Source organism: Streptomyces sp. SID8374, assembly GCF_009865135.1.
GTDB lineage: Bacteria > Actinomycetota > Actinomycetes > Streptomycetales > Streptomycetaceae > Streptomyces.
Window position 1 is genome coordinate 976276 of sequence record NZ_WWGH01000001.1, and the last position, 24072, is coordinate 1000347.

General features: G+C 72.7%; 21 protein-coding genes. 5 read left to right on the top strand and 16 right to left on the bottom strand.

The window, feature by feature from the left end; all coding sequences use genetic code 11:
- Window positions 1-341 precede the first annotated feature (341 nt).
- The 7 genes from pheT to infC all read right to left on the bottom strand — a co-directional run bounded on the left by pheT (window position 342) and on the right by infC (window position 7969).
- On the bottom strand, window positions 342-2855 hold the full coding sequence (gene pheT, locus GTY67_RS04375; RefSeq protein ID WP_161277838.1) for a phenylalanine--tRNA ligase subunit beta: 2514 nt from the start codon (window positions 2853-2855) through the stop codon (window positions 342-344).
- The gene (pheS, locus tag GTY67_RS04380) at window positions 2855-3994 is read right to left on the bottom strand and encodes a phenylalanine--tRNA ligase subunit alpha (protein ID WP_010070207.1); all 1140 of its coding nucleotides are present in this window, start codon (window positions 3992-3994) and stop codon (window positions 2855-2857) included. The genes pheT and pheS overlap by 1 nt, the downstream gene beginning before the upstream one ends.
- Before the next feature lie 167 nt (window positions 3995-4161).
- On the bottom strand, window positions 4162-5307 hold the full coding sequence (locus GTY67_RS04385; RefSeq protein ID WP_093693441.1) for an ATP-binding protein: 1146 nt from the start codon (window positions 5305-5307) through the stop codon (window positions 4162-4164).
- A gap of 172 nt (window positions 5308-5479) precedes the next feature.
- The gene (locus tag GTY67_RS04390; protein WP_093693440.1) at window positions 5480-6325 is read right to left on the bottom strand and encodes an RNA methyltransferase; all 846 of its coding nucleotides are present in this window, start codon (window positions 6323-6325) and stop codon (window positions 5480-5482) included.
- Window positions 6326-6439: 114 nt separating this feature from the next.
- On the bottom strand, window positions 6440-6823 hold the full coding sequence (gene rplT, locus GTY67_RS04395) for a 50S ribosomal protein L20 (protein WP_003970214.1): 384 nt from the start codon (window positions 6821-6823) through the stop codon (window positions 6440-6442).
- 107 nt (window positions 6824-6930) lie between these two features.
- Window positions 6931-7125: a 50S ribosomal protein L35 gene (rpmI, locus tag GTY67_RS04400; protein ID WP_003970213.1), complete on the bottom strand. Its 195-nt coding sequence runs from the start codon at window positions 7123-7125 to the stop codon at window positions 6931-6933.
- A 121-nt stretch (window positions 7126-7246) separates the two neighbouring features.
- Window positions 7247-7969, bottom strand: a complete 723-nt coding sequence (gene infC, locus GTY67_RS04405) for a translation initiation factor IF-3 (protein WP_093693439.1) — start codon at window positions 7967-7969, stop codon at window positions 7247-7249.
- Window positions 7970-8293: 324 nt separating this feature from the next.
- On the opposite strand from infC, the gene GTY67_RS04410 reads away from it, so the two are divergent.
- On the top strand, window positions 8294-8659 hold the full coding sequence (locus GTY67_RS04410; RefSeq protein WP_073881883.1) for a DUF1844 domain-containing protein: 366 nt from the start codon (window positions 8294-8296) through the stop codon (window positions 8657-8659).
- Between the two features lie 76 nt (window positions 8660-8735).
- Here GTY67_RS04410 and GTY67_RS04415 read toward each other — a convergent pair whose 3' ends face one another.
- The 3 genes from GTY67_RS04415 to GTY67_RS04425 are packed head-to-tail and all read right to left on the bottom strand — an operon-like array spanning window position 8736 to window position 11622.
- Window positions 8736-9512, bottom strand: coding sequence for an SseB family protein (locus GTY67_RS04415; RefSeq protein WP_093693438.1), 777 nt, complete (start codon window positions 9510-9512; stop codon window positions 8736-8738).
- Window positions 9513-9556: 44 nt separating this feature from the next.
- Window positions 9557-10741 carry a type VII secretion-associated serine protease mycosin gene (gene mycP, locus GTY67_RS04420; RefSeq protein WP_161277839.1) on the bottom strand — a complete coding sequence of 395 codons (1185 nt, stop codon included), beginning with the start codon at window positions 10739-10741 and terminating at the stop codon, window positions 9557-9559.
- A complete protein-coding gene (locus tag GTY67_RS04425; protein ID WP_343238639.1) occupies window positions 10738-11622 on the bottom strand; it encodes a hypothetical protein in 885 nt (294 codons plus the stop codon). Before GTY67_RS04425 ends, mycP begins: the two co-directional genes overlap by 4 nt.
- A gap of 703 nt (window positions 11623-12325) precedes the next feature.
- On the opposite strand from GTY67_RS04425, the gene GTY67_RS04430 reads away from it, so the two are divergent.
- On the top strand, window positions 12326-13528 hold the full coding sequence (locus GTY67_RS04430; RefSeq protein WP_161277840.1) for an amino acid deaminase/aldolase: 1203 nt from the start codon (window positions 12326-12328) through the stop codon (window positions 13526-13528).
- 15 nt (window positions 13529-13543) lie between these two features.
- Here the strand turns inward: GTY67_RS04430 and GTY67_RS04435 are convergent, their stop codons facing one another.
- Entirely contained in the window at window positions 13544-14497 is a 954-nt protein-coding gene (locus tag GTY67_RS04435) for a DUF2510 domain-containing protein (protein ID WP_161277841.1), read from the bottom strand.
- 51 nt (window positions 14498-14548) lie between these two features.
- On the bottom strand, window positions 14549-15496 hold the full coding sequence (locus GTY67_RS04440; RefSeq protein WP_161277842.1) for a LysR family transcriptional regulator: 948 nt from the start codon (window positions 15494-15496) through the stop codon (window positions 14549-14551).
- A 70-nt stretch (window positions 15497-15566) separates the two neighbouring features.
- On the opposite strand from GTY67_RS04440, the gene GTY67_RS04445 reads away from it, so the two are divergent.
- A complete protein-coding gene (locus tag GTY67_RS04445; protein WP_161277843.1) occupies window positions 15567-16745 on the top strand; it encodes a TDT family transporter in 1179 nt (392 codons plus the stop codon).
- On the opposite strand, the gene GTY67_RS04450 is transcribed toward GTY67_RS04445, so the two are convergent.
- From GTY67_RS04450 to GTY67_RS04465, 4 genes are all read right to left on the bottom strand, one after another.
- Entirely contained in the window at window positions 16684-17394 is a 711-nt protein-coding gene (locus GTY67_RS04450; protein WP_161277844.1) for a helical backbone metal receptor, read from the bottom strand. The genes GTY67_RS04445 and GTY67_RS04450 overlap by 62 nt on opposite strands.
- Window positions 17395-17405: 11 nt before the next feature.
- Window positions 17406-17951: a helix-turn-helix domain-containing protein gene (locus GTY67_RS04455; RefSeq protein ID WP_161277845.1), complete on the bottom strand. Its 546-nt coding sequence runs from the start codon at window positions 17949-17951 to the stop codon at window positions 17406-17408.
- Between the two features lie 161 nt (window positions 17952-18112).
- The gene (locus tag GTY67_RS04460; RefSeq protein ID WP_161277846.1) at window positions 18113-20740 is read right to left on the bottom strand and encodes an ABC transporter permease/substrate binding protein; all 2628 of its coding nucleotides are present in this window, start codon (window positions 20738-20740) and stop codon (window positions 18113-18115) included.
- Window positions 20733-21884 carry a glycine betaine/L-proline ABC transporter ATP-binding protein gene (locus GTY67_RS04465; RefSeq protein ID WP_161277847.1) on the bottom strand — a complete coding sequence of 384 codons (1152 nt, stop codon included), beginning with the start codon at window positions 21882-21884 and terminating at the stop codon, window positions 20733-20735. The genes GTY67_RS04460 and GTY67_RS04465 overlap by 8 nt, the downstream gene beginning before the upstream one ends.
- 261 nt (window positions 21885-22145) lie before the next feature.
- Here GTY67_RS04465 and GTY67_RS04470 point away from each other — a divergent pair, with 261 nt between their 5' ends.
- Window positions 22146-23054 carry a 5'-3' exonuclease gene (locus tag GTY67_RS04470; RefSeq protein WP_202461694.1) on the top strand — a complete coding sequence of 303 codons (909 nt, stop codon included), beginning with the start codon at window positions 22146-22148 and terminating at the stop codon, window positions 23052-23054.
- 126 nt (window positions 23055-23180) lie between these two features.
- Window positions 23181-24032, top strand: coding sequence for a siderophore-interacting protein (locus GTY67_RS04475; protein ID WP_093691686.1), 852 nt, complete (start codon window positions 23181-23183; stop codon window positions 24030-24032).
- The last annotated feature ends 40 nt before the right edge of the window (window positions 24033-24072 follow it).

A 24072-nucleotide genomic window follows, 5' to 3' on the forward strand; every position in this document is an offset into this window, starting at 1 on the left:
GTCGGGCTGTGCACCCTGCCGCGCCGGGGCGGGGCTCGGTTGAATGAGCTCCTCGCAAGAGGCGGCCGGGTCGTCGGCTCCCCCTCGTAACGGTTGACGACCCGCACCCGCGTCCGTCCGCACCGCCGGCCTGCCCGACACTCCGTGGCCGTGCGGACGGGCGCCGGATCGCACGACCCACTGCCCAACGACGAAGGAGGGTGGCTGCGGGCCGGGGCCGGAACCGCGCTTCCTCCCGGTTCCGTGTCCGGTCCGCGTGCGGTCCCCCAGCCGCCCGGCGGGACAACGAGAAGGGGCGTACCCGGTGGCCGGATACGCCCCTTCTCAACGCCCAGGGGGTGTTACGCCCCGCGCAGCACCGCGCCCGTGCGCTCGGCGGCCAGGGCCACCGCGCTGTCGCGGGCGGCCGAGGCCTCGTCCACGGTCAGCGTGCGGTCGGCGGCGCGGAAGCGGAGCGCGTACGCCAGGGACTTGTTGCCCTCGCCGATCTGCTCGCCGGTGAAGACGTCGAACAGCCGCAGCGATTCGAGGAGTTCACCCGCGCCCTCGCGCAGCGCCCGCTCCACGTCGGCGGCCGGGACGTCCCCGGCGACGACGAGCGCGACATCCTGGGTCGCCACCGGGAAGGTGGAGATCCGGGGCGCCTGGAGCGCTCCGTCGACGGCCCGCTCCAGGACGTCCAACTCGACCTCGGCGGCACAGGTCCGCTCGGGCAGGTGGAGCGCCTTGATGACGCGCGGGTGGAGTTCGCCCGCGTGTCCGAAGAGGGTCTCCTCGCCGTCCACGGTGACGTACAGCGCGGCGCAGCGGCCCGGGTGCCACGGGGCGTGCTGGTCGGCGCGGACGGTGACCTCCACGCCGGCCTCGGCCGCGATGGACCGGGCGGCCTCGACGGCGTCCGCCCAGGTCGCCGGGGTGCCCTTGCCCCACCAGCCGGCCTGCTCGCGGGCGCCCGCGAGGACGACGGCGGCGCGGCGCGGCTGACGCGGGAGGGCCGCGTCGAGACCGGCGATCTCCTCGTCGGTGGGACGGCGGTCGACGGGCAGCCGGACGGCGGCCGTCTCCTCACCCGTGGGCCGGAAGACGAGCCCCGTCTCGAAGAGGGCGAGGTCGTGGCTGCCCCGGCCGTCGTTGCGCCGCAGCGCGCCGAGGAGGCCCGGCAGCAGCGTGGTGCGCAGCGCCGGCTCCTCGTCGGAGAGCGGGTTGACGAGCTTGACCGTGCGGCGGCGGTCGTCGTCCGCCTCCAGGCCGAGCTGGTCCAGGACCGCGTCGCCGATGAACGGGTAGTTCAGCGCCTCGACGTACCCGGCTCCGGCCAGCGCCCGGCCGATGCGGCGGTGCAGCCGCTGGCGGTCGGTGAGACCGCGGCCGGAGGGGGGCGTCGGCAGGGTGGAGGGCAGGTTCTCGTAGCCCTCCAGGCGGATGACCTCTTCGGCCAGGTCGTTCGGCTCGTTCAGGTCGGGCCGCCAGGACGGGACGGTGACGATCAGCTCGTCCTGCCCGTAGACGTCGCAGCCGACCTCCTGGAGGCGGCGGACGACGGTCTCGCGCCCGTACTCCACACCGGCCACCTTGTCGGGGTGGTTCGCCGGCATGGCGATGGTGCGCGGGGCGTGGGGCGAGGTGATCTCGGTGACCCCGGCCTCGGCGGTGCCGCCCGCGAGGAGGACCAGCAGGTCCACCGTGCGCTGCGCGGCAGCGGCGGCGGCCTGCGGGTCGACACCGCGCTCGAAGCGCTTGGACGCCTCGGAGGACAGCTTGTGGCGGCGCGCGGTGCGGGCGATCGAGATCGCGTCGAAGTGCGCGGCCTCGATGACGACCTCGGTGGTGAGCGCGTGCTCGCCGTCCGCGTCGGCGATCTCGGTGTTGGCGCCGCCCATGACGCCCGCGAGGCCGATCGGCCCGCGGTTGTCGGTGATGACCAGGTCCTCGGCGTCCAGCACGCGGACGGTGCCGTCCAGCGTGGTGAGCTTCTCGCCCTGGGTGGCGCGGCGCACGCCGATCGGCCCGTCGACCCGGTTGCGGTCGTAGGCGTGCAGCGGCTGGCCGAGCTCCAGCATCACGTAGTTGGTGATGTCGACGGCCAGCGAGATCGGCCGCATCCCGGCCTTCTGGAGGCGGCGCTGCATCCAGATCGGGGAGCGGGCCTCGGGCTGGAGACCGGTCACGGTGCGCGCGGTGAAGCGGTCGCAGCCGATCGGGTCGGAGATCTGGACCGGGTAGCCGTACGCGTTGGGCGCGGGCACGTCCAGGAGTGCCGGGTCGCGCAGCGGCAGCCCGTACGCGATGGCGGTCTCGCGGGCGACACCGCGCATCGAGAGGCAGTAGCCCCGGTCCGGGGTGACGGCGATGTCGAGGACCTCGTCGACGAGCTGGAGCAGCTCGATGGCGTCGGTGCCGACCTCGTGCTCGGGCGGCAGCACGATGATGCCGTGCGTGCCGTCGTCGCCCATGCCGAGCTCGTCGGTGGAGCAGATCATGCCGTGCGAGGTCTTGCCGTACGTCTTGCGGGCGGCGATCGCGAAGTCGCCGGGCAGGACCGCGCCCGGGAGGACCACGACGACCTTGTCGCCGACCGAGAAGTTACGAGCGCCGCAGACGATCTCCTGCGGTTCGCCGGTGCCGTTGGCGGTGCCGACGTCGACCGTGCAGAAGCGGATGGGCTTCTTGAACCCCTCCAGCTCCTCGATGGTCAGGACCTGTCCGACGACCAGGGGGCCCTTGAGACCCGCGCCGATCTGCTCGACGGTCTCGACCTCCAGGCCGACGGAGACGAGCTTGGCCTGTACGTCACGGCCGGTCTCCGTCGCCGGCAGGTCGACGTACTCCCGCAGCCAGGAAAGCGGGACGCGCATCAGATCTCCATCCCGAACGGCCGGGTGAACCGGACGTCACCCTCGACCATGTCTCGCATGTCTTCGACGTTGTGGCGGAACATCAGCATCCGTTCGATGCCGAACCCGAAGGCGAATCCGCTGTACTTCTGGGGGTCGACACCGCAGGCGGTGAGCACCTTGGGGTTGACCATGCCGCAGCCGCCGAGCTCGATCCAGCCCTCGCTGCCGCAGGTGCGGCAGGGGCGGTCCGGGTTGCCGACGGACTCGCCGCGGCAGACGTAGCAGACCATGTCCATCTCGGCGGACGGCTCGGTGAACGGGAAGAAGTTCGGCCGCAGCCGGGTCTTCATGTCCGGCCCGAAGAGCGCCTGGACCATGTGGTCCAGGGTGCCCTTGAGGTCGGCCATGGTGAGGCCCTCGTCGACGGCGAGCAGTTCGATCTGGTGGAAGACCGGGGTGTGCGTGGCGTCCAGCTCGTCGGTGCGGTAGACCCGGCCGGGGCAGACCACGTAGACGGGCGGCTTGCGCTCCAGGAGCGAGCGGGCCTGGACGGGCGAGGTGTGCGTACGCAGCACGACGCCGGACTCGTCGCCCTCGGTCGCCTTCCCGTCGGGCGTGGTGCCCTGGACGAAGAAGGTGTCCTGCATCTGGCGGGCCGGGTGGTCGGGCACGAAGTTCAGGGCGTCGAAGTTGAACCACTCCGCCTCGACCTCGGGGCCCTCGGCGATCTCGTAGCCCATGGCCACGAAGACGTCCGCGACGCGCTCCATGATGGTCGTCAGCGGGTGGCGGGCGCCGGCCGGGGTGCGGTCGTAGGGCAGCGTGACGTCCACGGCCTCCTCGACGAGCACCCGGGCGTCGCGCTCGGCCTCCAGCTCGGCCTGGCGGGCGGCCAGGGCCTTGGAGACGGCGCCGCGGGCCTGGCCCACGCGCTTGCCCGCCTCGGCCTTGGCCTGCGGGGGCAGGGCGCCGATCTCGCGGTTGGCGAGCGACAGGGGCGAGGTACCTCCGGTGTGCGCGGTCTTCGCCTGGGCGAGCGCGTCGAGGTCGCCGGCGGCGGCGAAGGCGGCGAACGCCTCGTCCCGCATGCGCTCGATCTCTTCCGGTTTCAGTGCCTCGACCTCGACTGGGTCGTACGACTTGTTCGGTGCCGACATCTCTTCCCGTGCTTCCGATTGGCTGATGGCGCGACCCGGCTGGAGACCGCTGGACGCAAAGGTGCCAAAGGTCGAGTCTACGGGCCGCAGGACGGTCGGGGCGCCCGTGGGCCGCTCAGCGCTCCCGTCGCCCACCACCACCCTGCCTGATTGCTGCGCAAACCCCTCTACTTCAGATAGGCGGGCATGCTCACGGGCAGAATAAATCGGAACTCGGCCCCGCCGCCGGGCCCCCGGTCGACGGTGATGGTCCCGCCGTGCGCCTCGACGATGCCCTTGACGATGTAGAGGCCCAGGCCGGTGCCGCCGCGCTTGCTCCCCCGCCAGAAGCGGGTGAAGACGCGGCCCATCGACTCCTCGGGGATACCGGGGCCTTCGTCGCTCACGGTGACAGCCGTTCCCATCTCGTCGCAGCCACCCGGCGCGGGTGCGGGGGCGATATCGATGGTGACGGTTCCCTCGCCGTGGCGCACCGCGTTTTCCAGGAGGTTGCCGAGGATCTGGTCGATCTTGTCGGGGTCGGCCCACAGGGCGGGCAGCGGTCCCCGGGTACGGACGAGGAAACGGTCGACGGCCTGGCCGCCGGTGATCAGGGCCTGGATGTGGCGGGCGACGGCGGCGGTGATGTCGACCGGCTGGCGGCGCAGCTCCAGGCGGCCGGAGTCGATCCGGGAGATGTCCAGCAGCTCGGCGATGAGCCGGGTGACCCGCCCGGCGTCGGCGTCGACGGTCTCCAGCATCAGCCGCTTCTGGTCGTCGGTGAACCGCTCCCATTTGGCGAGCAGGGTGGCGGTGAACCCTTTCACCGAGGTCAGCGGGGAGCGCAGCTCATGGGCGACGGTGGCGATCAGCTCGGCGTGGCTGCGTTCGGTACGCCGCCGGGCCTCGGTGCCGCGCAGCGAGACCACGACCCGGCGCACCGGACCGAGCGGGTGCTCGCGTACGTAACGGGCGGAGACCAGGACCTCACGGCCGCCGGGCAGCAGCAGATTGCGCTCGGGCTGGCCGTTACGGGTGGCGAGACCGCCGTACGGGTCGGTCAGCGGCCACCAGCGCTTGCCCTTGAGGTCCTCCAGCGGGAGGGCCGTCTCCAGGGGGCGGCCGATCGCGGAGGCGCGGGGGGTGGCGGTGATACGGGCGGCGGCTGCGTTGAAGCAGACGACGCGTCCGCTCTCGTCGGCGACGACGAGCCCGTCGGGCAGGTCGTCGGGGTCGATGCCGGCGGAGAGGGCGTCCACGTGTCCGATGCCGGTGCCGTCCGCGCTCCCGGCAGCGGTGTGCGCCGGTCGCGGCGAGCTCATGCCGACAGCCATTATCCCGTATCCCCACCTCTCGAACCGGTGCAGTGGGCGCCCGAGTTCGTCACCCTACTAGCCGTCGGTGAACCGGCGACACCCTGCGGGGGCGCGCGGTGGGAGTGCGCCGGTGGGCGGGAAAGCGGAATGGCCGGGACCGATCGCTGACGGGCCGTCGGAGGGCCCGGAGTTACGCCTCGGGGGCTCGGCGCGGGCGCTGGGCGCGGGCGGACGCGTAGAGGCAGACGGCGGCCGCGGTGGCCAGGTTGAGGCTCTCCGCCTTGCCGTGGATCGGGACGCGGACGACGGCGTCGGCGAGCGCCCGGGTCTCCTCGGGCAGCCCCCAGGCCTCGTTGCCGAAGACCCAGGCGGTGGGCCCGCCCATGGTGCCCGCGTCCAGCTCGTCGTCCAGGTCGTCGTCCCCGGCCCCGTCGGCGGCGAGGATGCGCACCCCGGCGTCCCGGAGCCCCTGCACGGCCTGGTCGACGGGGACGCCGACGGCGACGGGCAGGTGGAAGAGCGAACCGACCGACGCCCGTACGGACTTGGGGTTGTACAGGTCCACCGAGGCGTCGGTCAGGACCACGGCGTCGGCCCCGGCCGCGTCGGCGCAGCGCAGTACCGTACCGGCGTTCCCCGGGTCGCGGACGTTGGCCAGAACGGCCACCAGGGTGGGCTTCGCGTCGAGGATCTCTTGGAACGGGGAGTCCAGGAAGCGGCAGACGCCGATGAGGCCCTGCGGGGTGACGGTCTGCGAGACGTCCGCGAGGACGTCGTCGCCGGCCAGGTGGACCCGGGCCCCCGCCGCGTGGGCGGCGTCGACGATGTCGGCGTACCGGTCGGCGGCCTCGGGGGTGGCGAAGAGCTCCAGGAGGGTCGGCTCGCCGTCGCCGCCCCGGTGGGCGGCTGCCTCGCGTACGGCCTGGGGCCCCTCGGCGATGAACCTGCGCTCCTTGCCGCGGAAGTTGCGGCGGGCCAGCCGGCGGGCGGCGGCGACGCGCGGGGAGCGCGGGGAGATCAGTTCGGGGGTGCCCATGGTCGGCGGCGAGCCTCTCTGCGTACGTCGGTGGGGTTCAGTGGCAACGCACCGGACCCGCAGACGGCGTGCGCCTGCGGGTCCGGTTCACGTACCTGGAAAGCGGTGCCTGGATCAGGCGGCCTTCGGGGCGTTGACGTCGCTCGGGAGGGCCTTCTGAGCGACCTCGACGAGAGCGGCGAACGCGTTGGCGTCGTTGACCGCGAGCTCGGCCAGGATCTTGCGGTCCACCTCGATGTTGGCGGCCTTCAGACCCTGGATGAGGCGGTTGTACGTCATGCCGTTCTGGCGGGCAGCGGCGTTGATGCGCTGGATCCACAGCTGACGGAAGTCGCCCTTGCGCTTCTTGCGGTCGTTGTAGTTGTAGACCAGGGAGTGGGTGACCTGCTCCTTGGCCTTGCGGTACAGACGCGAGCGCTGACCGCGGTAGCCGCTGGCGGCCTCGAGGATCGCCCTGCGCTTCTTGTGGGCGTTGACTGCCCGCTTGACGCGTGCCACTTGTTAACTCCTTGTAGCGGGGCCGTGGGTGTCCTCACACGGCCCGGAAACGAATTGGTCCCGGTGTGATCGAGGTCGTGCCTCCGGCGCGAGCCGGAGGCCGGGCCTCACTTGCCGAGAAGCTTCTTGATCTTCTTGGCGTCGGCCGGAGCCACGACGACCGTGCCGGTCAGCGAGCGGGTCTTCTTGGACGACTTGTGCTCGAGCAGGTGGCGCTTGCCGGCCCTCTCGCGGAGCACCTTGCCGGAGCCGGTGATCTTGAAGCGCTTGCTGGCACCGCTGTGCGTCTTGTTCTTCGGCATCGCGCCGTTCTCTCCTCGTCAGTGGCGCCCCTCACGGTGCGGGGCACCGGACTGCAGGGGCGTCAGATCTCTATGGGATTCCGGGGGGACCCGGGGGCGCCTGGATGGCGGCCCCCGAAGGTCACGCCTCGGAAGGTGTCTCGGCCGGAGCCTCGGCCGCTGCGGCCGGGGCCTCAGCGGTGTCACCCTCGGACGGTGCGTCGGTCGTGCCCTGACGCTCCGCCTTGCGGGCGGCCTGGGCCTCGCGGGCCTCGGCCATGGCTTCGGTCTTCTTCTTGTGCGGGCCCAGAACCATGATCATGTTCCGGCCGTCCTGCTTCGGGTTGGACTCGATGAAGCCCAGGTCCTCCACGTCCGAAGCGAGACGCTGGAGCAGTCGGAAGCCCAGCTCCGGGCGGGACTGCTCACGACCACGGAACATGATCGTGATCTTGACCTTGTCGCCCTGCTTGAGGAACCGGACGACGTGACCCTTCTTGGTGTCATAGTCGTGCGGGTCGATCTTCGGCCGGAGCTTCATCTCCTTGATGACCGTGTGCGCCTGGTTCTTGCGCGCCTCACGGGCCTTCATGGCCGACTCGTACTTGAACTTCCCGTAGTCCATGAGCTTGCACACGGGCGGACGGGCTGTCGCCGCCACCTCGACCAGGTCGAGGTCATACTCCTGTGCGAGTTCCAGGGCCTTGGCAAGCGGAACAATCCCGACCTGCTCGCCACTGGGACCGACAAGTCGGACCTCGGGAACGCGAATCCGGTCGTTGATGCGGGGCTCGGCGCTGATGGATCCTCCTCGGTAGCACCACGCGACCGCCTGGCGGACAGCCGCGTTACGTGTGTGTCTCAAGACCAACCGCGCCGGAACGGCAAAAATGCCCCGGACGGGACACAGGCGGGGCTCCTGGAACTACCGGAGCACCGCCGCGGTCAACCGCGGGGCGCATCGGGCGGCTCCATCGTCCGTACGGAACGATGGGGACCGCCTGACCGGTGACCCGCCGTCCGGTGAGGACGGCCAGGTGGGAGATCGGAGCCTCCACTTGTGGGCCGAGCACATAGGTGTCCGGCCGGTCGTTACACAAGGTTAGCAGCCCGGTCGCGGGGGCGCTAATCGTCCGTCCGCGGGGCTCCCGGGGGCGGGGCCGCCACCGCCGGGCCTTATCGTGTGGGCATGAGCGACGCGACCCCCACCAGCAGTGAGAACCCCGGCTTCGACGCCATGGCCCGCGACATCGCGGAGGTCCCGGCCGTCGAGGTCATCGTGACGGTCGCCGTCAACCTGATGAGCGCGGCGGCGGTGAAGCTGGGCCTCACCGAGGAGGGCGAGGACCACAAGGACCTCGACGAGGCCCGCAAGCTGGTCCACGCCCTGGCCGGGCTGCTGGACGCCTCCACCACGGAGATCAGCACCTTCCACGCCTCCCCGCTGCGGGACGGCCTGAAGTCGCTCCAGCTCGCCTTCCGCGAGGCCTCGCTGGTGCCGGACGAGCCGGGCCAGGGGCCGGGCGAGAAGTACACGGGCCCGGTCTACGGCTAGGTCTTCCGTTCGTGCGTACGTGAGCCCGCCTCCCCCTCGTCGGGGCGGCGGGCTCTCGCCTGTGCGGGTCGCGGGCTCAGCGGCTGAACAGGGGCTCCCCCGGTGCGGTGGCCCCGGCCGGCAGCAGCGCCAGGTCCAGCCCGCCGACCAGCCGGGCTCTCAGCGCCTCGCTGCCGGAGAGCGCCTCGGCCACCCGGCGGGCCGCCTCGGCGGGGACCGCGTCCGGGGCGAGGACCAGGGCGAGGGTGCCGTCCGCCCGGCCCGGGCCGAGGTGGGCGCGGAGCACGGCGGGTTCGGCGGCGACGACCTCCCGTACCGCGTCGATCACCGCGGGGTCCTGGAGCGGGTCGGTGCTGGTGCGGTTCTCCGCCAGGGCCAGCAGCGCCTGCCCGCTCAGCTCGAAGGCGACGGGCCCGGCGAGGTCCAGCACCACGGTGTCGGCCTTCTCGTGCGCGGCGGCCTGGAGGGCCTGGTGCAGCGGTACGGCGACGGGGCGGGCCTCGGGGTCCCAGCGGGCCAGCGAGTCGGTCGAGGTGAAGGCGGGCAGCGCACGCCGGTCGCCCGCCTGGAGGGTGGGGACGGCCATGTCGCTGGTCTTCTCGCGCCGCAGCCCGCCCCCCCGTCTGCCACCACCGCGCTTCTGATGAGCTTCGCGCTCCTCCTGGCTGTCCTCCTCCACCTCACCGAGGACGGCGACGACGGGGACGAGCAGGCGGGCCTCGCGGAGGGCAGCGAGGACCGGGCCCACGGCGGTGCGGTCCTTGGCCCAGGCGTCGAGTGCGCTGGTCAGGGCGGGAGAGGCCGAGCCGTCGTCGTCGGAGAAACCGGAGTCCGGGATGTTCTTGAGCGCCACGGGTCGAGGGTAGTGCCTGGCGGCGTGGCCGCTGAGCCTGGGGTTCAGCGGTGGCCGGGGGCGTTCCGGCCGCGCCACAGGACGACGGCCGCTGCCAGCAGGGCCGCGCCCAGACCGCCCGCGAGCGGGGCCGCCCAGTTGACCGGGTCGTCGGCGACGCGCGGCGGGGTCGGGCCGGGGCCGAAGAACTTCTTGCGGTGGCCCGCCGTCGCGGTCCGGGCGCTCAGATCCCCGGGGCGCAGCCGGGAGCCCGCCTCGATGGCTTCCGCCGGGTCGACGATGCCGTAGCCGCGGGCGTCGTCGCGGCCTTCGGCGGGGGCGTCGCGGGCGGTGTCCGCGAGGAGCTTCTTGATCTGGGCGGGGTCGAGGCCGGGGTGGGCCGCGCGGACCAGGGCGACGGCGCCGGAGACGAACGCGGCGGCCGCCGACGTACCCCACTCGATGTAGTAGTGGCCGTCCGGGTTGGCGACGACGATGTCGACGCCGGGCGCGCTGACGGTGGCGTACCAGCGGCGGGTGGAGAAGGAGGCGTGCGTGCCGTACTCGTCGACGGCGGCGACCGCGATCACGCCGGGGTAGGCGGCCGGGTAGGAGATCCTGTCCCCCTTCTCGCCGCCGTTGCCCGCCGAGGCGACCACGGAGATGCCCTTGGAGAGGGCGTACTGGATGGCGGAGTCCTCGCCCGGGTCCGGGTGGGCGGACTCGCTGTCGTCGCCCAGGGAGAGGTTGATGACGTCGGCGCCGTTGTCGGCGGCCCAGCGGATGCCCTGGGCGAGCGCGGTGCCACGGGTCTTGCGGGCCTTGGCGCGGGCCGGGTCCTTGGACTCCAGGATCACCCGCACGGGCAGGATCTTGACCTCGGGCGCGATGCCGAGGACGCCGTCGGCGCGGCCGGGGCCGTTGCCGCGTCCGGCGATGATCCCGGCCATCGCGGTGCCGTGCAGGGCCCAGGAGGGGTCGCCCTTGGTGGCGCCGAAGCCGACGAGGTCCTTGCCAGGGAGCACCTGGCCCACGAGGTCGGGGTGGGTGCCGTCGACCCCGGTGTCCAGGACCGCGACGGTGATCCCCCGGCCCTGGGTGGTCTGCCAGGCGCGGTCGGTGTGCATCGCCGCCAGGGCCCACTGCTGGTCGCGGATGGCGTCGGCGTGGGCGGGGGCCGCGGGGGTGAGCGCGAGGACGGCGGCGGCGCAGACCGCGGCGAGGACGCGGTGGGGTCGTCGTCGGGTCATGCGGGCGGCTCCACGAGGTCGGTGACGGTCCTGCGCAGCCCTCGCTCCACCCGGTCGGCGATGCCCTTCGCCTCATGGCCGAGCCCGGCCTGGGCGATGTCCGTGGTGGCGGGCGTCTCCGTCGCCGCGTCGGCGGGCTGCGGCTCGGCGACGGTACGCGCGTCGGCGAAGCCGGAGACGGCGAAGACGACGACGGGCAGCTCGGTGAGCGGCCGGACCGTCCAGCTGGCCCGCTGCCGGTCGCCGAAGCCGGCGGCGACGGTGCCCTCGGGGGCGTACGTACGCGGCATCAGGTCCTTGCGCGCGGCGAGCTTCTGCTCGGTGAACCGGGTGCTCAGGGCCTGCATCCCGGCGGCGTCGGCCTCGGTGACGACCATGCCGACGGTGGTGACGGCGGAGCGGGTCGCGTCGGTGTAGGTGGCCCGGACCATCCGCTCGCAGCCGACGGACCGGAGGGTGGTGCGCAGCAGCGGGTCGAGTCCCTTGGAGCAGTCGCTGTCCGGGGCGACGGAGAGCCGGGTCCAGTTGCGGTTGGTGCCGCCGGGCCCGGCGCCGGTGCCCTTCAGTGTGCGCGGGAAGAGCGTGTCGACGGGGACGCTGTGCCAGACGGTGCGGCCTTCGGTGTACGGGGTCCGGGTGGGCTCGGCGGAGGAATCACCGGTGAGCCAGGCCCCGGTGGCGGCGCCGCCGATCAGCCCGAGCCCGAGCACAACGCAGGCGGCGGCCACGGGTGCCCGCCACCGCTGCCGGGGCGGGACGGGGCGGAGCCGGGTGGTGGTCTCCACGGGCGTCTCGGGGTAGCCGTAGCGGGCCGGTACGCGGTACGCGCCCGGGGGCGGCGGCACGGCTCCCGGCGCCGGGGTGAGGTCGACGGCCCCCACGGGCCTGCGCTTCTGGATGGTGAAGGCAGGAGGCGGCCCGGAGCCGGGGTGCGTGGGGTACGGGGCGGGCGCGGGCGCCGGGGCGGTGCGCGCCGAGGGGGCGGCGGGGGGTGGTGTGTTCGGTGGGGTGGGGGGTGCGTGTGGGGGGCGGGGGGCCGGTGGGGCGGGTGGGGTGGCCGGTGTCTGGGGGGCGCCAGCGCCGCGAGGGGCCTGCGAGGGGCGCAGGACCGACGGGGCCTGCGGGGCCACCGGGGCGGACGAGGCGGCCGGGGTCTGCGGGGCGCCAGCGCCGCGAGGGGCCTGTGCGGTGGGCGGGGCCTGCGGGGCCACCGGGGCGGACGAGGCGCCCGGTGCCTGCGAGACCCCCACGCCGCGAGGGGCCTGTGCGGTGGGCGGGGCCTGCGGGGCCGCCGAGGCGCCCGGTGTCTGCGGGGTGCCCGGGCCAAGGGGGGCCTGGGCCGGGAGCGGCGGTGTCGTCGGGCGGGGTGGCACGGGAGCGCGTTGCGCTTCGGTACTCATCCGGCCCCCTGGTTCACGTCCCCGTACCGACCACGGATCACCGCCGCCGTCAGGCGCGTTGGTGTCCGTGTGCCCGTCACTCTACGGGCTGCGGGCGCACGGCGGGGAACGGGACGCCCGGCCTCGGCGGATCTGCCCCGAACGTCCCCTACCCAGGGGTAGCGCTCTCTGGCAAGCTGCGGCCATGACTGCCCGCACCGCTGACCGGACCCGTTACAACCGGGCCACCGCCCATCTCGACGCCCCGATCGCGATCGTCGATCTGGACGCCTTCGATGCCAACGCCGACGATCTGGTGGCCCGGGCGGGCGGGAAGCCGATCCGGGTCGCGAGCAAGTCCGTGCGGTGCCGGGCCCTGCTGGAGCGGGTGCTCGCGCGCCCCGGGTTCGCCGGGATCATGTCGTACACGCTGGCCGAGTCGCTCTGGCTGGCGCGTGCCGGGTTCGAGGACATCCTGCTCGCCTACCCGTCCGCCGACCGGTCCGCCTTCGCCGAACTGGCCGCCGATCCGAAGCTGGCGGCCGCGGTGACGGTGATGGTGGACGACCACTCCCAGCTGGAGCTGATCGACGCCTCCCGGGCCGGTGGGCAGGAGGAGATCCGGGTCTGCCTGGAACTCGACACCTCGCTCCAGCTGCTGGGCGGCCGGATCAGGATCGGGGCGCTCCGTTCGCCGCTGCGCTCCCCCGCCCAACTGGCCGAGCTGGCCCGCTCGGTGAACCGTAGGCCGGGCTTCAAGCTGGTGGGGCTGATGGCGTACGAGGGCCATGTCGCCGGGGTCGGCGACTCGTTGGCCGGGCGGCCCTTCCGGTCCCGGGCGATCCGGCTGATGCAGGCCACCGCCCGCAAGGAGCTGGCGGCCCGGCGCGCCGAGGTGGTGCGGGCGGTCCGCGCGGTCGCCCCGGACCTGGAGTTCGTCAACGGCGGCGGCACCGGCAGCGTGCAGCACACGGCGGCCGAGGCCGCGGTGACGGAGATCGCGGCGGGTTCGGGGCTGTACGTGCCGCGCCTCTTCGACAACTACACGTCGTTCACCGCGCGCCCGGCGGCCCTCTTCGCCCAGCCCGTGGTGCGGCGGCCCGGCGTGGGCGTGGTGACGGTCCTCGGCGGCGGCTACCCGGCCTCCGGCGCGGCAGGCGCGGACCGCTCCCCCGTTCCGTACCTCCCGGAAGGGCTGCGCTACGACCCGCAGGAGGGCGCGGGCGAGGTCCAGACCCCGCTGCTGGGCTCCCCCGCCGACGACCTGCTGATCGGCGACAAGGTCTGGTTCCGGCACGCCAAGGCCGGTGAGCTGTGCGAGCGGTTCGACGCGCTCCAGCTGATCGAGGGCGACCGGATCACGGCGACCGTTCCGACGTACCGGGGAGAGGGGAAGACCTTCCTCTGAGCGCAGCGGGAGAGTTCAGGGGCCGATCGACGCGCCCACGCCGCCGTTCGTCGCACTGCCCCCGATCGGACGGATCGACCGCGTGATCGTGTCCATCAGCGAGAGCGGCAGCTCCGGCCGGTCCGCGTCGAAGGCGAGCCGGACGATCACCGGGGTCCCGCTGCCCAGCGTCGAGGGGAAGGCCACGGACTGCACCACCCCGCCGGGCCCCTTCGCGGTGACGACCCGCCAGCGCACCAGGTACCCGGCACGCCCGGCGACCGCCACCGGCTCCGCCTTGAGCACCTGGTGGGACGTGATGCCGCCGTGGGGGCGCCGGCCGAGGCCGTCCTCCTCGTAGGCCTTGTCGGCGGCGGTCGTGATGTCGGCCTCCGCGATGGCCTTGGGATCGGTCTGGCCGGCCCGGGCGCTGCGGGTGGAGGCGGTGCCCCGGTAGCAGAAGGACGTCGAGGTGCCGGGGCAGTCGTAGGAGACGGCGGTACGGATGGTGGGGGCGTCGTCCGGGGTGTTCTTCGGCTTCTCCCAGCCGTCGGGCACCGCCAGCGTGATCCCGTTGAGCTGGTCGACGAGCAGAGCGGGGTCGTTGTCCGGGCTGTCCGGAGTGGGCGTCGCGGAGTTCGCGGACGCGGTGGGGGCCGGGTCGGAGGCGGTCGGCCCCGGAGCCGCCCGCGTACCGCTGTCGTCGGGGCCCAGCAGGATGGCGGCGGTGACGGCCGCGCCCAGGACCAGCACGCTGGAGAGCGCGATCGCCAGGGCTCGCGTACGGCTGCCGCCCCGGGGTGGCGGCGGGGGCGTGACCGGGGCCCCGAACGCCTGGGGAGCGTACGGCTGGTGCGCCGGCTCGTACGGGACGGAGGGCGCGGCGCCGGGCGCGCGGGTGTGCGCGGTCCAGGCCGTGCCGTCCCACCAGCGCTCGGTGCCGGGTGTCCCCGCGTCCGGGTACCAGCCGGGCGGCGTCGTGAAGCTCATGGCCCCACTCTAGGTTCCGTGCACGACGTGTTCGACGCGGTTGCGAGCCTCTTACGGGGCGGAGGTCACCGCGTCCCGCCCGGTGCGGGAGAGCAGGTCGCGGGCCGGTCCGGTGGGGCGGTGGCCCGCAGGCCAGACGGCCCGGAGCTGGCGGCGCAGCCGTACGTTCGCGACCGGGATCTTGACCAGGCGGCGGGACGACAGCTCCTCGCCGAGGGCCAGTTCGCTCAGGACGCACGGTCCGGCGCCGCTCTCCGCCGCGCCCTTCACGGCGGTCGTGGACGAGAGTTCCAGCAGCGGCTGGGCGAGGCCGCCGTGCACGGCGAGGGCGGCGTCCAGGACCTGCCGGGTGCCGGAGCCGCGCTCGCGCAGGATCAGCGGGGTGGCGGCCAGTTCGTCGGGGAGCAGCGGGGTGCGGCGGCGGGCCCACGGGTGGCCGGGGGCGACCACGACGACGAGGCGGTCGTGGGCGATGACCGTGCCGTCCAGGCCCTCCGGTATCGACAGGCCCTCCACGAACCCCAGATCGGCCTCGCCGGTGACCAGGCGGCGGGCGACGTCCGCCGAGTTGCCGACGAGGAGCGAGACGGCCGTGTCCGGGCGCTCGGCGCGCAGGGCGATCAGCCAGCCGGGCAGCAGGTACTCGGCGATCGTCATGCTGGCCGCGACCCGAAGCCGGGAGTCCCGCCGGTCGCGCAGCGCCTGCGCCCCCGCGTCGAACGCCTCGGCCGCCTCGACCACCCGGCGCGCCCAGTCGGTGACGAGTGCGCCCGCGTCGGTGAGCCGGGAGCCGCGCGGGGAGCGGTCCAGCAGGGCGACGCCGAGCTGCCGTTCCATGGAGCGGATACGGCTGGAGGCGGCGGGCTGGGTGATGCCGACGTCCTTGGCGGCCCGGCCGAGGCTGCCGTGCCGGGCGACGGCGAGCAGCAGCTCCAGCGCTCCGAGGTCGGGGACCCGGTGGGTGAGGGGGGCGCGGGGGGCTCGGTCGTCGCTGGGCATAAAGCCAGCTTATGACCTCATAGGAACGAGGTCCCTGGTGGGCGGGGACGGGCGCCCGAAGAATCGTGGCATGGCCATCTTTCCGCAGACCCGCACCGCCGAACCGCTCCCTGTGATCGCCCGCGTCCCCCACCGGACGGACCGTGCGCGGCGGCTGCCGTCCCTGCGGCACATCGGCCCGAACTGGTACGCGAGCGTCATGGGCACCGCGATCGTCGCGAGCGCCGGGGCGGCCCTCCCGGTGGACGTCCCCGGTCTGCGCGGAGCGTGCACGGTGGTGTGGGCGCTGTCCGCCGTCCTGCTCGCCACCGTCCTCGCCGCCCGGGCCGGCCACTGGCTCCACCACCGCGACCAGGCACGCGCCCACCTCCTGGACCCGGCCGTCGCCCCGTTCTACGGGTGCCTGGCCATGGCGCTGCTCGCGGTCGGCGGGGCCACGCTGACCGTGGGCGTGGACGTCGTCGGCGTACGGGCCGCTCTCGCCGTGGACGTGGTGCTGTTCGTCGCGGGGACGGCGATCGGTCTGGTGGCCGCCGTCGTGGTCCCGTACCTGATGGTCGTACGTCACCGTCCCGCGCCCGGGACCGCGTCGCCGGTCTGGCTGCTGCCGCTGGTCGCCCCGATGGTCTCGGCCTCGCAGGGGGCGCTGCTGGTGCCCCACCTGGCGGCCGGGCAGGCGCGGGCGGCGCTGCTGCTGGCCTGTTACGCGATGTTCGGGCTCTCCCTGCTGGCCACCCTGGTGGTGCTGCCGCTGGTCTTCGCCCGGCTCGTCCACCACGGGCCGCTGCCGCTCGCGCTGACCCCGACGCTCTTCCTGGTGCTGGGGCCGCTGGGCCAGTCGACGACCGCCGTCAACCAGCTGGCCGACGCGGCTCCTGGGGCGGTCGCAGCGCCCTATGCCTCGGCGTTCGGGGCGTTCGCGGTGCTCTACGGGGTGCCGGTGATGGGCTTCGCGCTCCTGTGGCTGGCGCTGGCCTCGGCGATGGTCATAAGGGCGACGCGTGACGGTATGGGTTTCGCTATGACGTGGTGGGCGTTCACGTTCCCTGTGGGGACGTGTGTGACGGGGGCGGCCGGACTGGCCCGGCATACCGGTCTGGATGCGCTGACCTGGCTGGCCGTGGCGCTCTATGTGTTCCTGGTGGCGGCGTGGGCGGTGGCAGGGTCTCGGACCGTGCGCGGGGTGGTCAGCGGAGCGCTGACGGCAGCTCCTGTGCCGCCCGCAGCAGCGACGGCCCGTACCAGGTGAGCAGGCGGCCGTCGACGAGGGCGGCGGGCAGGCCGGGGAAGGCCTCGGGCCCGTCGTCGGCGGTGAAGCGGTAGGGCTCGTCGGGCAGCACGACCAGCTCGGCGCCGGACGCGTTCAGCTCGGCGAGCGGGATGCGCGGGTAGCGCTCGGCGTGGTCCGCGTACACGTTGCGCACCCCGAGGCGGGCCAGCAGGTCACCGGCGAAGTTGTCGCGGCCGAGCACCATCCAGGGGCGGCGCCAGATGGGTACGACGGCGGGGCGCGGGCTCGCGGAGGGGGCGGGGAGCCCTGCCCAGGCGGCCTCTGCCTCGTCCAGCCAGCGGGGGCGGGTCAGGCCGCAGGCGGTGGTGAGGACCCGGTCCAGCTCGGTGAAGGCCTGGTCCAGGGTGCGGATCTCGGTGACCAGGACGTGCAGCCCGGCCTCCCGGAGTGCGGCGAGGTCGGGGGCGCGGTTCTCCTCCTCGTTGGCGATCACCAGATCCGGGGCGAGGGCGGTGATCGCGGCCACGTCCGGGTTCTTGGTGCCGCCGATCCGCGCGGCGGTGAGGCCGGCGGGGTGCGTGCACCAGTCGGTGACGCCGACGAGCAGCCCGGGGGCGGTGGTGGCGACGGCCTCGGTGAGGGAGGGCACCAGGGAGACGACGCGCATGGGTCCGGCCCTCAGCGGCGCGAGTCGAAGGTCGCGTCGATGTGCTCCGCCACCGCGACGAGCAGCAGCCGGGTGCCGGGCCGGGTGGCCCGCCAGCGGTGCCGTACGCCGCCGGAGAGGAACAGGGTGTCGCCGCGCTCCAGCCGGTAGGCCTGGCCCTCTGCCTCGACCTCGGCGGCGCCCTCGACGACGTACATCAGTTCGTCGTTGCGGTGCTGGAACTCGCGCCCGAGGTCCTGCTCGCCGGTGAACTCCAGGGCGCTGAGCTGGTGGCGTCCGCGCACCACCCGGCGTACGCCGTCGCCCTCCTCACCCCGTACGACATCGACCGCGCGCGCCGAGTCGGCGGCGGCCCGGAGCCGTGAGGTGGTGGTCTCCAGCGCCTCCGCGACCCGGTCGAGGGAGCGGGCGCTGGGGCGGGCGCGCTCGTTCTCGATCTGGCTGAGGAAGGGCACGGAGAGCCCGCTGCGCTCGGCGACCGCGGCCAGTGTGAGGCCCAGGGTGCGGCGCCGACGGCGGACCGCGGCACCCACGCGCGGTGTGTCCTTGTCGTCCATGAACGGCTCCCTCCCGCCTCAGCCATCCTCCCGGCTGCCAGCACCTTACGCACATGGTTGCGCGAGACGTCCGGTAATCGGCTCCCGGACAGCCGGAAGGGGTGGGCCCCGCCCGACGGCGGCACCCACCCCTCACCTGCGCTTTTCCTGCCCGGCAGCCCCTACTGGGGTGCCATGGTGTCCGCGATGCCCGGATTTTCGTCCATCCAGGCCTTCACGGCTTCCTCCTCGTGACCCGCGCCGCGCTTCTGGATCTCGTTCTCCAGACCGCCGAGCTGCTTCTCGTCCAGCTCGAAGTCCTTGAACCACTTCGTCAGCTGCGGGTACTGCTTCGGGAACTCCTTGGAGGCGATGGTGTGCAGCCGGTCGCCGTCACCGAACGCCTTCTTGGGGTCCTTCAGCTTGGTCATGCCGTACTCGTTGTACGCCCAGTGCGGGGTCCAGAGCAGGACGGCGATGGGCTCCTTCTTGGCGTACGCCCTCTTCAGCTCGGCGAGCATGCCGGGCGTGGAGGAGTCCAGGACCTTGTACTCCTTGTCCAGGCCGTACTGCGGCAGGACGTTCGTCTTGAGGTTCTCCATGGTGGCGGTGCCGGGCTCGATGCCGACGATCCGGCCCTTGAAGTCGGCGCCCTTGCCCTTGAGGTCCTCGATGCTCCTGACGTCCTTGACGTAGTCGGGGACCGCGACCTCGATGGAGGTCGGCCCGTACCAGGAGCCGAGGTTGGTCAGCTTGTCGCCGTACTTGTCCCAGTAATTCTTCTGGGTGTACGGCAGCCAGCCGTCGAACTGCACGTCGATCTGGCCGCGCGACATGGCGGCGTACATCGGGCCGACCTCGAACTGCTTGAGGTTGATCTTGTAGCCGCGCTCCTCCAGGACCGCCTTCCACAGGTACGTGGCGGCGATGTCCTCCTCCCAGGGGAACCAGGCGACCTCCAGGGCGCGGTCGCGCTCGTCCTTGCCCCCGGGGGCTGCCTTGGCGTCCTTCGGGGCGGGCGACCACTTGTCGGCGACGCCCGGGTTGTCCTTGAGCCAGGTGCGGACGGCCTCCTGCTCCTTGCCGGAGCCTGCCTTCTGGATCTCGGCCTCAAGGCTGGTGAGCTGCTTCTCGCTCATCTTGAAGTCCTTGAGCCACTTGGCGACCACGGGGTTCTCGGCGGAGAAGCCCTTGCGCGCCAGGGTGTGGACGCCGTCGCCCTCGCCCCAGAGGCCCTTGGGGTCCTTGAGCTTGGTGAGGTCGTACTCGTTGTACGCCCAGTGCGGCGACCAGAGCGGAACGACGATCGGTTCCTTCTTGGCGTACGCGCGCTTCAGCTCGGCGAGCATGGACGGCGTGGAGCCGTCGACGAGCTTGTACTCCTTGTCCAGGCCGTAGCCCGGCAGCAGCTTGTCCTTGAGCAGGCCCATCTCACCGGCGCTCGGCTCGATGCCGACGATCCGGCCCTTGAACTCCGAGGCCCGCCCCTTCAGGTCGTCCATCGACCGGACGTCCTTCATGTACGCGGGGACGGCGAGCTCCAGCGAGGTGGGGGCGTACCAGGCGCCCATGTCCTCCAGGCGGTCCTGGTACTTCTTCCAGTACGTGGCGTGGGTGGTCGGTAGCCAGGAGTCGGTCTGGAAGTCGATCTGCCCGTTGGCCATGCCGGTGTAGAGCGAGCCGGCCTCGTACTGCTTGACGTCGACCTCGTAGCCGCGCTGCTCCAGCATCTCCTTCCAGAGGAAGGTGGAGGCGATGCCCTCGTCCCACGGGATGTAGCCGATGGAGATCTTCTTGCCGTCGCCGACCTTCGCGTCGGCACCGGAGGCGGTGTTCTTGCCGGAGCCGCCGAAGATGCCCATGCCGCCCGCGACGAGCGCGAGGGCCACGATGCCGGCGACCGCGACGACGGGCTGCGGGCGGTAGGCCCAGATCTTCCAGCCCTCGACGGACGCCTGGGCCTTGGCGGCGGCGCGGCGGCCCAGCGGGGAGACCTCGCGGCCGAGCGCGCCGGTCATCCGGTCCAGGTACATGGCGAGGATGACGATGGAGATGCCCGCCTCGAAGCCGAGGCCGACGTCGATGTTGCCGATGGCGCGGTAGACGGAGCCACCGAGGCCGCCGCCGCCGACCATGCCCGCGATGACGACCATGGACAGGCCCAGCATGATGACCTGGTTGATGCCCGCCATGATCGTGGGCAGGGCGAGCGGCAGCTGGATGCGCAGCAGGGTGTTGCGCGAGGTGGTGCCGAAGGCCTCGGCCGCCTCGACGAGTTCGCCGTCGACCTGGCGGATGCCGAGTTCGGTCATCCGGACGCCCGGGGGCAGCGCGAAGATGATGGTGGCGATGATGCCGGGGACCACGCCGACGCCGAAGAAGATGACGCCGGGGATCAGGTAGACCATGGCGGGCATGGTCTGCATGAAGTCGAGGACCGGCCGGACCACGGCGCTGACGGTCCTGGACCGGGAGGCCCAGATGCCGAGCGGTACGGCGATGAGCAGCGTGACCAGGGTCGCGACGAGCACCAGGGTGAGGGTGTCCATCGCCTCGGCCCAGAGTTCGACGGAGTCGATGAGGGCGAAGCCGACGAAGGCCAGCAGCCCGGCGGGCAGCCCGCGCAGCCACCAGGCGATGATCGCGACGATGCCCGCGAAGAGGAGCGGGTGGGGGGCGGAGAGTACGGCGGCTATGCCGTCGAACATCCCGCCGACGATGGAGCTGATGGCGTCGAAGAGCCAGGCGAGGTGGGTCTGGAGCCAGTCGACGGCGGAGTCGACCCATTCGCCGAGAGGGAGCCTAAACACTGGCCACCTTCTTCGCGGCATCGTTGTCGGAGAGCGTCTTGTGCGGCGCCCCGGAGTCCTTGGGGGCCTCGGTGGGCGTCATCGGGTCGCCGAGCACGGCGAGCAGCCGGGAGCTGGGGACGACGCCGACGAGCTTGCCCTCGGCGTCGGTGACGGCCACCGGGTCCGCGCTCTGCGAGCAGGGGGTGAACAGCTCGATGATCGGCGTGGACTCCGCCACCGTGGCGGGGGCCGCCGCGAGGACGTCCTGCGGGGTGCGCAGCTCCTTGCCGTCGGTCGTGGTGGAGCCCATGACGGTGTGCGGTTCGGCCATGATCGCGCCCGCGGTGAGGACCCGGGAGCGGTCGACGTCCTGGGTGAAGGAGGCGACGTAGTCGTTGGCCGGGGTGACGAGGATGTCCTCGGCGGTGCCGAGCTGGACGATCCTGCCGTCGCGCATCACGGCGATCCGGTCGCCCAGGCGCATGGCCTCGTTGAGGTCGTGGGTGATGAAGACGATGGTCTTCTTCAGCCGCTTCTGGAGCTCCAGGAGCTGGTCCTGCATGTCACGGCGGATCAGCGGGTCGAGTGCGCTGAAGGACTCGTCCATGAGGAGCAGGTCGGCGTCGGTGGCCAGGGCGCGGGCGAGGCCGACGCGCTGCTGCATACCGCCGGAGAGCTCGTCGGGCCAGGAGTTCTCCCAGCCGGCGAGGCCGGTCAGCTCCAGCGCCTCGGTGGCACGCCTGATCCGCTCGGAACGGGGTACACCCTGGACCTCAAGGCCGTAGGCCGCGTTGTCCAGGACGCTCCGGTGAGGGAAGAGCGCGAAATGCTGGAAGACCATGCTGATCTTGGAGGAACGCACATGGCGCAGCTCGCGGGGGCTCAGGGCGGTGAGGTCCTGGTCGTCGAAGAGCACGCGCCCGGCGGTCGGTTCGAGCAGCCCGTTGAGCATTCGCAGCAGCGTGGACTTGCCCGAGCCGGACAGGCCCATCACGACGAAGATCTGGCCCGGCTCCACCGTGAAGGAGGCGTCGATCACCGCTGCGGTCGTTCCGTCGGCGCGGAGCTCGTCGCGGTCGGTGCCGCTCTCCAGCTTCCGTACGGCTTCATCGGGTCGTCGGCCGAACACTTTGTACAAGTTCTCGGCTTGCAGCCTGGACACATACACCTCACGGGTTGAACTGAAAAACGGTCTGCCACCCCCGCCGGCAGACCGTGGAGCGGTGCGGGTTCGGTCCGCAGGGCCCGTACACCAGGTGAAATGGCGACGTGGTCCGCTCCGGTGCCGCGCCTGCCCGTCCTTACACAGGCCAAACACAAGAGTGATCCAGGTCACTGACGTGGGCGTTTTCCGGTCACCGGCAGCCATCGACGGCGACTGTCAGTGGTGTGGGGCATCATCGGTTCCGTGACGCGACGCCTGATGCTCCTCGACACCGCCTCCCTCTACTTCCGCGCCTATTTCGGCGTCCCCGACTCGGTGCGCGCACCCGACGGGACCCCGGTCAACGCCGCGCGCGGACTCCTCGACTTCATCGCCCGCCTGGTCCAGGACCACCGGCCGGACGAGCTGGTCGCCTGCTGGGACAACGACTGGCGCCCGCAGTGGCGGGTGGACCTGATCCCGACGTACAAGGCGCACCGGGTGGCCGTCGAGACGCCCGCGGGGCAGAGCGACGAGGAGGAGATCCCCGACACGCTCTCCCCGCAGGTCCCGATCATCGAGGACGTGCTGGCCGCGCTCGGCATCGCCCGGGTCGGTGTCACGCCGTACGAGGCGGACGACGTGATCGGCACGCTCACCGCCCGGGCGGCCGGGCCCGTGGACATCGTGACCGGCGACCGCGACCTCTATCAGCTGGTCGACGACGCCCGGCAGGTGCGGGTGCTCTATCCCCTCAAGGGGGTCGGCACGCTCCAGATGACGGACGAGGCGTGGCTGCGCGAGAAGTACGGGGTGGACGGCGCGGGCTATGTGGACCTGGCCCTGCTCCGCGGCGACCCGAGCGACGGGCTGCCGGGCGTGCCGGGCATCGGTGAGAAGACGGCGGCGAAGCTGCTGGACGCGTACGGGGACCTGGCCGGGATCATGGCGGCGGTGGACGACCCGAAAGCCAAGCTCACCCCCTCGCAGCGCAAGCGGCTGGACGAGGCGCGGGACTATGTGGCGGTCGCGCCCAAGGTCGTGCGGGTGGCCCAGGACGTGCCGCTGCCCGATTTCGACCCGGCGCTGCCGCGCGAGCCGCGCGACCCGGCCGCCCTGGAAGCGCTTGCCGACCAGTGGGGGCTGGGCGGAGCGCTTCAGCGACTCCTCACCACACTCCAGGCCTGAGGTGTTAACTTAGGTATACCTAAGTCATCGGGGCCGGAGGTGTCCGGCCCCATGCGCCGATACGTACGCCGCACGCACCCGTCCACCGACGAGCGCGCCCGTACGTCGAAACCCAGGGAGTACCTCGTGGCAGAGCGGCCGGCCCGGCAAGGACCCAAGGCCCAGGGGGCGCAGGTCGTGCGCACCGAGCAGATCACCCCGCACATGGTGCGTGTGGTCCTCGGCGGCGAGGGGCTCGCCGACTTCTCCCTGGACGGCTTCACCGACCACTACATCAAGCTGTGCTTCGCGCCCGAGGGCGCGGACTACGCGCACCCGTTCGACATCGCCGCCATCCGCGAGAGCCACCCGCGCGAGCTGTGGCCCACCACGCGGACGTACACGATCCGCTCGTGGGACCCGGTGGCCCGGGAGATGGCCGTCGACTTCGTCGTCCACGGCGACGAGGGCCTCGCGGGCCCCTGGGCGCAGCGCGCCCAGGCCGGCGAGCAGGTCACTTTCCTCGGCCCCGGCGGCGGTTACGCCCCGCAGGCCTCGGCCGGCTGGCACCTCCTGGCCGGCGACGAGAGCGCCCTTCCGGCGATCGCCGCGTCGCTGGAGCAGATGCCGGCGGGCGCCCTGGTGCACGCCTTCGTCGAGGTGCCGGACGCCTCCGAGGAGCAGAAGATCGTGACGCCCGACGGGGTGGCCGTGACCTGGCTGCACCGCGGCGACCGCCCGGTCGGCGAGCTGCTGACCGCAGCGGTGAAGGGGCTGGACTTCCCCGAGGGCGAGGTCCAGGCGTTCGTGCACGGGGAGGCGGGCTTCGTGAAGGAGATCCGCCGCTATCTGCGGGTGGAGCGGCAGATCCCGCTCGCCCAGCTGTCGATCTCCGGCTACTGGCGCCTCGGCCAGAACGACGACGCCTGGCGCGCGGTCAAGCGCGAGTGGAACGAGCAGGTGGAGCGCGAGCAGGAGGGGCCGGGCGCGGCCGCGTAGGACCGCCCCAGCACCCGGAAGCACCCGGGCCCCGTCCGCC